The organism is Nocardioides sp. NPDC057767, assembly GCF_042798275.1.
GTDB lineage: Bacteria > Actinomycetota > Actinomycetes > Propionibacteriales > Nocardioidaceae > Nocardioides.
In genome coordinates this window covers 37,696-45,235 of record NZ_JBHVKJ010000047.1, presented here as the reverse complement: position 1 = coordinate 45,235, position 7,540 = coordinate 37,696, and the positions used below count along the sequence as shown (strand labels likewise).

Genomic DNA, 7,540 nt, shown 5'->3' with positions numbered 1-7,540 from the left:
CGACAGTTTCGTCGCCCACAACTGCATTCTCGGCCTCCGAAAGTGAAGTCTCGGCGACTGCGTTAGGCGGCCTCGCCCTGCTCGAGCGTGCGGCGCAGCGCAGCAACATCCACGCCGAGGGCCCGTAGTGCAGCATGTCCTTCCCCTTCCGCCCGCAGAATGCCGAGCAGGATGTGCTCGGTGCCGATCGAGCGGTCCTTGAGCCGGATCGCCTCGCGCAGCGAGAGCTCGAGGGTCTTCTTGGCCTCCTTGGAGAACGGGATGTGCCCGCCACGTCGCCGTGGTCCGCCCTTGTCCAGGGCTCCGGGACCGAAGGCCTCCTCGACCTTCTCCCTGACGGCATCGAGATCGATCCCGAGGGCGGCGAGCGCCTCGGCGTCGTCGGGGCCGAGGTGGCCGTGGGCTTTCGCGATCTCCGCGCGCAGCCGATCGCGGTCGATGCCTGCCTCGAGCAGCGCCCGAGCGGCGGGCTGCTCGGGGTCGCCCATGATCGCCAGCAGCAGATGGTTGGTGTCGATCTGCATGTGGTCCAGCTCCCGGGCGACACCCTGCGCCTCGACCACGACCAGCTGGGCCTGCTTGGTGAACCTCTCGAACATCACAGCTCCTTCGCGTACTTCTTGTGGACCGCCTGCCGGCTGACCTCCAGCGCGTCGGCGATCTCCTGCCAGGCCCACCCCTGTCGTCGGGCGTTCGCCACCTGCAGCCGCTCCAGGGAGTCGGCGAGGCGACGCAGCGCGAGCGCGGCTCGCAGTCCGGTGCGTGGGTCGGCGCTCGCGGCCGACTCGGCGAGATCCTTGGCATCCGTCATGATGTCAATATAGGTTGACAACTCGCGTGTGTCAACCATAGTTGACACACGCGAGTGGAGCGGGACCCGAGTCACACCGATTCGCGGAATAGCCCCCAAATCGCCGAAGGTTAAGCAGTAGTGACCGACACCGCCAGCACCGAGACCGCCCTGAGGCAGGTCACCCCCGTCCGGTTCGCGATCGCCATGATCGCCCTCGCGACGGGTGGTTTCGCGATCGGTACGACGGAGTTCGTCACCATGGGCGTGCTGCCCGAGATCGCCGAGGGCGTCGGTGTCGGCACCTCCACGGCCGGTCACCTGATCAGCGCCTACGCGGTCGGGGTGGTGGTCGGCGTACCGATCCTCTCCTTCTTCGTCGCCCACCTTCCGCGCAAGGGGCTGCTGCTGTCGCTGATGGCGGCCTACGCGTTGTTCAACGTGCTCAGCGCCGCTGCGGTCGACTACCAGATGCTCCTGGTCGCGCGGTTCCTCGACGGACTGCCGCACGGCGCTTACTTCGGTGTCGCGACCATCGTCGCGACCTCGATGGCCGCCCCGAAGCACCGCGGCCGGGCAGTCGCCCTGGTGATGCTCGGGCTCTCGGTCGCCAACGTGATCGGTGTCCCGTTCGCCACCTGGCTCGGCCAGACCGCAGGCTGGCGGGCCCCGTACGCAGCCGCAGCCGGCCTCGCCCTGCTGACCGTGGTCCTGGTGCAGTTGTCGGTGCCGCACTTCCCGGGCGACCCCAACGCGACCGGCCGCAGCGAGGCCGGCCGGTTCTTCACCAACACGCAGGTCTGGCTGACCATGCTCGCCGGCGCGATCGGATTCGGCGGCATGTTCGCGGCCTACTCCTACATCGCGCCGATCGTCACCGGCACGGCCGGTCTGGCCGAGGGGGCGGTGCCGTGGTTCGTCTTCGCGTTCGGTACCGGGATGGTCGTCGGCACCTGGATCGCGGGGGAGCTGGCGCGCTGGTCGGTGATGGGATCGCTGCTGGCCAGCAGTCTCGGCATGATCGCGGTGCTCACGCTCTTCTGGCTGGTCGCTCCGGCCGGCTGGTGGCTCGCGCCGGTCGCCTTCTTGACCACAGCGGTGGCATCGGTGCTGGTGATCAACCTGCAGGTGCGCCTGATGGACGTCGCCGACGACGCGGTGACCCTCGGTGCCGCGATGAACCACGCGAGTCTCAACATCGCCAACGCGCTCGGCGCGTTCGCCGGTGGCATCGCCCTCGACGTCTGGAGCGTCCGCGAGGCGCCGCTGGTCGGCGCCGGCCTGGCTGCTGCCGGGATGCTGGTGCTCCTGTGGAGCACCAGCATCCACCGCCGCCGCGCCTAGAAGCACGCCGAGTCGGCCCATCTTGACGCAAAACGATGCCGAGTCGGCCCGTCATGACGGGCCGACTCGGCGAATCTCTTAGAGCTCCGCCTCGGCGCCAGGTGCGTCGGAGCTGGCCGCCTCGACCGCGGCGAGGAACCCGTCGGCCCAGGCCTTGGAGTCGTGGTGGCGGATGGTGTCCCACAGCCCGCGCATCCGGTCCTTGGCCTCGGCCTCGTCCATGTCGACGGCCTGGAGGAAGACCCGAACCATGTCGGAGACGTCGTGGGGATTGGTCAGCACCGCGCCACGCAGCTCGGCGGCCGCCCCGGCGAACTCGGAGAGCACGAGCGTGCCGCTCGTGCCGCGGAGACCGTGGACCGCGGCGTACTCCTTCGCGACCAGGTTGAGGCCATCGCGCAGCGGGGTGATCCACATGACGTCTGCGTTGGCGTAGTAGGCCAGCAGCTCCTCGAACGGGATCGGCCGGAAGTAGAAGTGGACCGGCATCCAGCCCATCCGCGAGAACCGGCCGTTGATCCGCCCGACCGCCTGCTCGATCTGGTTCTGCAGGGTCTTGTAGACGGTCATCTCGCCGGCAGCGGGCACGCACACCAGCACCAGGGACAGCTCGCCCAGCAGCGACGGGTCCTCGAGCAGTGCCCGCTCGAAGGCCTCGAGCTGCTGGAGCACGCCCTTGGTGTAGTCGAGCCGCGAGACGGCCAGCGCGATCCGCTGACCCTCGAACTCGTCCTTGACCCGAGCGATCGACTTCTGCACCGCTGGCGAGGCGAGGGTGTCCTCGATCCGCCTGGTGTCGACACTGACCGGGTTGGCGCCCAGGTGGACGCGACGCCCACCGACATCGATCACCGACGGCATGGTGTCCAGGCCGAGGGCGAAGCCGTAGGTCCGGAACCGGGGCGCCGAGTCCTCGGTCTCGACGACCTCGACCGGTGCCACGCCGCGAGCCACGTCGACGAAGTTCTCGACCTGGCGGGGGATGTGGAACGAGATGTAGTCGCACTGCAGCAGCGAGCCGATGATCTCGCGGCGCCACGGCACCACGTTGAACACGTCCGCGCCGGGGAAGTGGGTGTGGTGCAGGAAGGCGATCTTCACGTCGGGCCGCAGCTCACGCAGGTAGGCCGGCACCATCCACAGGTTGTAGTCGTGGATCCAGACGATGCCGCCGTACGCCGCCTCGGCCGCCGCCTGCTCGGCGAAGGCCTTGTTGACCCGGCAGTAGACCTTCCAGTCCTCCTCCTTGAACTTCGCGCGTTCCCAGAAGGTGTGCAGCAGCGGCCAGAACGCCTCCTTGGAGAAGCGTTTGTAGAAGACGTCGACGTCCTTCTTCGACAGCGGCAGCCGGGAGGCGACCAGGCCGGGGTAGAGCTTGGGGTCGACGACCGTGTGGGTCGCGAACTTGCCGCGTTTGGGGTCGTCGATCGACCAGGCGACCCAGGATCCGGTGCGCTCGGTGAAGAAGGAGAGCAGCGTCGGGATGATGCCGTTGGGTGACTTCGGACGGCGGCGCTTGACCTCTCCATCCTCGATCACCTCGTCGTAGGGGAGCCGGTGGTAGACCATGACGAGGTCGGACTTGCCCGGGTCGTCGGCGTCGTTCTCGGGGTCGTAGATGTGCTCGTCGTCGAGCAGGTTGAAGTGCCGGATCGCCTGCAGGATCCCGCCGGTGCCGGGGGAGGTCGCGTGGAACGTACGCCCCTTGCCGCGGGTCGCGTCCAGGAGCAGGTCCTCGGCCTCGCCGACGCAGACACCCGGGAACCCGATGTCGTACATCGACAGGTCGTTGAGGGTGTCACCGGCGACCAGGACGCGGTCCTTCGGGATGCCGAGGTGCTCGACGAGCTTGGTGACGGTGTGGCCCTTGTTGATCCCACCGGGCAGCACGTCGAGGTAGTGGCTGGCGGAGTAGAGCAGGTCGCAGCCGATCTCCGCCACCAGCGGCGCGAGGTCGTCGGTGACGGCCTCGGGGTCGCAGAAGTAGGAGACCCGGCGGTCCTGGGGAACGTTCTGCCGCACCAGCCCTGGCCGGTCGCCGATCTTCTCCAGCACGGTGAGCTCACCGGGCCACTTGGCCGCGATGTCCTGCTGGATGGGCTCGACCGCGAGCAGGTCGTGTCCGGTCACGATCGTGGCGCCGACGTCGCAGATGATGAAGTCGGGTGTCGGGATGGTCGGGTCGGCCAACAGCGGCAGCACCGACTCCAGCCCACGCCCGGTGACGAAGGACAGGAGTACGTCCTCGCGCCGGCTCAGCGTCTGGTAGAGCTTGACCTTCGCCTCGGGGTCGCCGGCTAGGAAGGTCCCGTCCAGATCGGTCGCGAGCAGCATGCGCGCGTTGGCAGCGGACGTGTGGTTCACAGATCTCCTCGGGGGTCGCCTGGCCTCGAGGCCGATTCGGCAGCTGGCCCGAGGCTGCGGACCCCTTGGAGGATCCGCGGGTCGACCAACCAGGCTAACAGGGGCACGTGTCGTGCAGGGAAAGGGCACTTGACGGACCATCGAATCCGCACTGAGTAGAGCCTCTCAGGAGGTCCACAAACTCGTAAGAAATTGGATGCACTTCTCCGGTAACCCAGCCGATGATCCGTCGTTGATGGGTCATGCGGATCCTGCTCGCGGACTTCCAGACTGCGGGCGACCATGGTCCTCGACGTTGATCACGGGGGGCGCCGAGGCCCATGGCCGGCACGCAGATCAGTGCCGCGGGCAGGATCCACTGTCATTTCGAGCCTTTCGACGACCGGCTGACAGAATGCGCACATGACCGGCAGCACCGCTCCCACGACTCGGCCAAGGGTCCTTTCCGGCATCCAGCCGACCGCGGACTCCTACCACCTCGGCAACTATCTCGGCGCGGTCCGACAGTGGGTCAATCTGCAGGAGGAGTACGAGCCGTTCTTCTTCATCGCCGACCTGCACGCGATCACGGTCGAGCAGGACCCGAAGGTGCTCCGGGAGCGTACGCGTCGGGCTGCCGCCCAGCTGCTGGCCGCCGGCGTCGACCCGGAGCGGTCCGCGATCTTCATCCAGTCCCACCTTCCCGAGCACGCCCAGCTCGGCTGGGTGATGCAGTGCATCACCTCCTTCGGTGAGGCCCGCCGGATGACCCAGTTCAAGGACAAGTCCGCCAAGGGCGGCGAAGGCGCGGCCTCGGTCGGTCTCTTCTCCTACCCGATGCTGATGGCCGCCGACATCCTGCTCTACCGCCCGGCGTACGTCCCGGTCGGCGAGGACCAGCGGCAGCACCTGGAGCTGACCCGTGACCTGGCGCAGCGGTTCAACAGTCGTTACAAGAAGACCTTCCGGCTCCCAGAGCCCTACATCCTCAAGGAGGTCGCGAAGATCTACGACCTCCAGGATCCGACGATCAAGATGTCCAAGTCGGCCTCGAGCCCGAGCGGCCTGATCGACATGCTCGACGACCCGAAGGTCTCGGCGAAGAAGATCCGCTCCGCGGTCACCGACTCGGAGATGGAGATCCGCTTCGACGAGGAGGCCAAGCCCGGTGTCTCCAACCTGCTGCGGATCTACTCCGCGCTGACCGGTGCCGACATCGACACCCTGGTCGGCAAGTACGCCGGCAAGGGATACGGCGATCTCAAGAAGGACCTCGCCGAGGTCGTCGTCGACTACGTCACGCCGTTCCGGGAGAAGACCTTCGAGGTCCTCGAGGACCGGGACTACCTCGACGGCATCCTGAGGCAGGGCGCGGAGAAGGCGGGCGCGGTTGCCCGCAAGACTCTGGCCGACGTCTACGAGCGGGTTGGCTTTGTGGCCCCCGCGGCGCCTCTGGGCTAGTAAGGTCGGCGCATGCGCACCATCGGTGTTGCCATCGCTATCCCGGAGCCATGGGCAAGTCAGCTCCAGGACTACCGGACGTCTCTCGGGGACGCGACGGCGACCATGATCCCGACGCACATCACGCTTGTGCCACCGACGGAGATCCACGAGGATCTGCTGCCGGACATCGAGAGCCATCTCGAGTCAGCGGCCTCGAGGGTCGCTCCCTTCGGTGTGCACCTACGCGGCACCGGCACCTTCCGGCCGGTCTCGTCGGTGGTGTTCGTGGCTGTGGTCCAGGGCATCTCGGGATGCGAGCAGCTGGCCAACACGGTCCGGCAGGGTCCGCTCGACCAGAAGCTCACGTTTCCCTATCACCCGCATGTCACGATCGCCCACGACCTTCCCGACGCTAGCCTCGACAAGGCTTTCGGTGAGCTGGCCGATTTCGAGTGCGAGTGGTCGGTCGAGGAGTTCCACCTCTATGTCCACGACGACGCGGACGGTTGGCGCCCGACCCGCGAGTTCGCACTGAGAGCAGCACTGACCGGTTGAGGCGGGCTCGGGTCCGCCCACGAACGACGGATGGGGACCTCGGGATGCTCAACAAAGAAAAGATCAAGGCGAAGATCGCCGAGCTGCGCGCTCGCTTCCCGGCGCTGGACCGGGTGGTGCGTACGCAGGAGCACTACGGCGAGGTGGGGGCCGCCCAGCAGGCCGGCGCGATCACCTACTTCGGCTTCCTGTCGACCTTTCCGATCCTCGCGCTCGCGTTCTTCGCCGTCGGCCAGATCGCCAAGGTGTACGCCGGTGCCGAGAGCGACCTCGTCGAGGCGATCGACCAGGTCCTGCCCGGCCTGGTCGGGGACAGCCCCGGCCAGCTGAAGATCGCCGACATCGAGCGCGCCGCCGGTGCCGTCGGGATCGTCGGTGCCTTCGGTCTGCTCTACGCCGGACTGGGCTTCATCGACGGGCTGCGCAAGGCCCTCGAGGCGGTCTTCCTGGTACCCGAGGAGGAGCAGCCGGGCTTCCTGATGGCCAAGGCCCGCGACCTGGCCGCGCTGATCCTGCTCGGGGCGATCATGCTGGTCGCGGTGGCGTTCACCGGCCTCATCCGCACCTTCTCGGTCAACGTCCTGGACTGGATCGGTCTCGACGAGGGCTTCAGCTGGCTGATCGTCCTGCTCACCCTGGTGCTCGGCTTGGGGGCCAACACCGTGCTCTTCTTCGCGATGTTCCATCTCGCGCCCCAGAAGGACACCCCGAAGCGTCCCCTGTGGGCGGGTGCGGTGCTGGGTGCGATCGGCTTCGAGGTTCTCAAGCAGGCCTCGACCCTGCTGCTGAACGCCACCCAGGGCCAGCCCGCCTTCCAGGCCTTCGGCATCGCCCTCATCCTGGTCGTCTGGATCCACTACACCTCGATGGTGATCCTGTACGCGGCCTCGTATGCGCATGTGAGGGCGACTCCGGCTGACTCAGACGGGTAGTCCAGGGAGTTTCCGTCGGTTTACCCATGAGTAACCGACGGAAACTCCCTGGACTACCCCGGGCGGAGGAGTGTTATCCACAGGACCGGGTTATGCAGATGCGGAACGTCTGGGGGTGGCGCACGCTCCTGGA

Annotated in this window: 7 protein-coding genes; 4 read left to right on the top strand and 3 right to left on the bottom strand. The window is 67.3% G+C overall.

Translation table 11 applies throughout. The features are described from left to right. Nucleotides 1-62: 62 nt before the first annotated feature. On the bottom strand, nt 63-599 hold the full coding sequence (locus tag ACFVDI_RS21690) for a Clp protease N-terminal domain-containing protein (RefSeq protein WP_378910019.1): 537 nt from the start codon (nt 597-599) through the stop codon (nt 63-65). Beyond that, nucleotides 599-811: a helix-turn-helix domain-containing protein gene (locus tag ACFVDI_RS21685; protein ID WP_008364037.1), complete on the bottom strand. Its 213-nt coding sequence runs from the start codon at nt 809-811 to the stop codon at nt 599-601. Before ACFVDI_RS21685 ends, ACFVDI_RS21690 begins: the two co-directional genes overlap by 1 nt. Before the next feature lie 120 nt (nt 812-931). On the opposite strand from ACFVDI_RS21685, the gene ACFVDI_RS21680 reads away from it, so the two are divergent. Further along, the gene (locus ACFVDI_RS21680; protein WP_378910016.1) at nt 932-2,134 is read left to right on the top strand and encodes an MFS transporter; all 1,203 of its coding nucleotides are present in this window, start codon (nt 932-934) and stop codon (nt 2,132-2,134) included. A 78-nt stretch (nt 2,135-2,212) separates the two neighbouring features. Here the strand turns inward: ACFVDI_RS21680 and ggpS are convergent, their stop codons facing one another. Then, nucleotides 2,213-4,498, bottom strand: coding sequence for a glucosylglycerol-phosphate synthase (gene ggpS / locus ACFVDI_RS21675; protein WP_378910013.1), 2,286 nt, complete (start codon nt 4,496-4,498; stop codon nt 2,213-2,215). 402 nt (nt 4,499-4,900) lie between these two features. Here ggpS and trpS point away from each other — a divergent pair, with 402 nt between their 5' ends. The 3 genes from trpS to ACFVDI_RS21660 are packed head-to-tail and all read left to right on the top strand — an operon-like array spanning nt 4,901 to nt 7,407. Further along, nucleotides 4,901-5,938 carry a tryptophan--tRNA ligase gene (gene trpS / locus ACFVDI_RS21670; RefSeq protein ID WP_378910011.1) on the top strand — a complete coding sequence of 346 codons (1,038 nt, stop codon included), beginning with the start codon at nt 4,901-4,903 and terminating at the stop codon, nt 5,936-5,938. 12 nt (nt 5,939-5,950) lie between these two features. Then, a complete protein-coding gene (locus ACFVDI_RS21665; RefSeq protein WP_378910009.1) occupies nt 5,951-6,475 on the top strand; it encodes a 2'-5' RNA ligase family protein in 525 nt (174 codons plus the stop codon). A 44-nt stretch (nt 6,476-6,519) separates the two neighbouring features. Next, the gene (locus tag ACFVDI_RS21660) at nt 6,520-7,407 is read left to right on the top strand and encodes a YihY/virulence factor BrkB family protein (protein ID WP_378910006.1); all 888 of its coding nucleotides are present in this window, start codon (nt 6,520-6,522) and stop codon (nt 7,405-7,407) included. Nucleotides 7,408-7,540 lie beyond the last annotated feature (133 nt).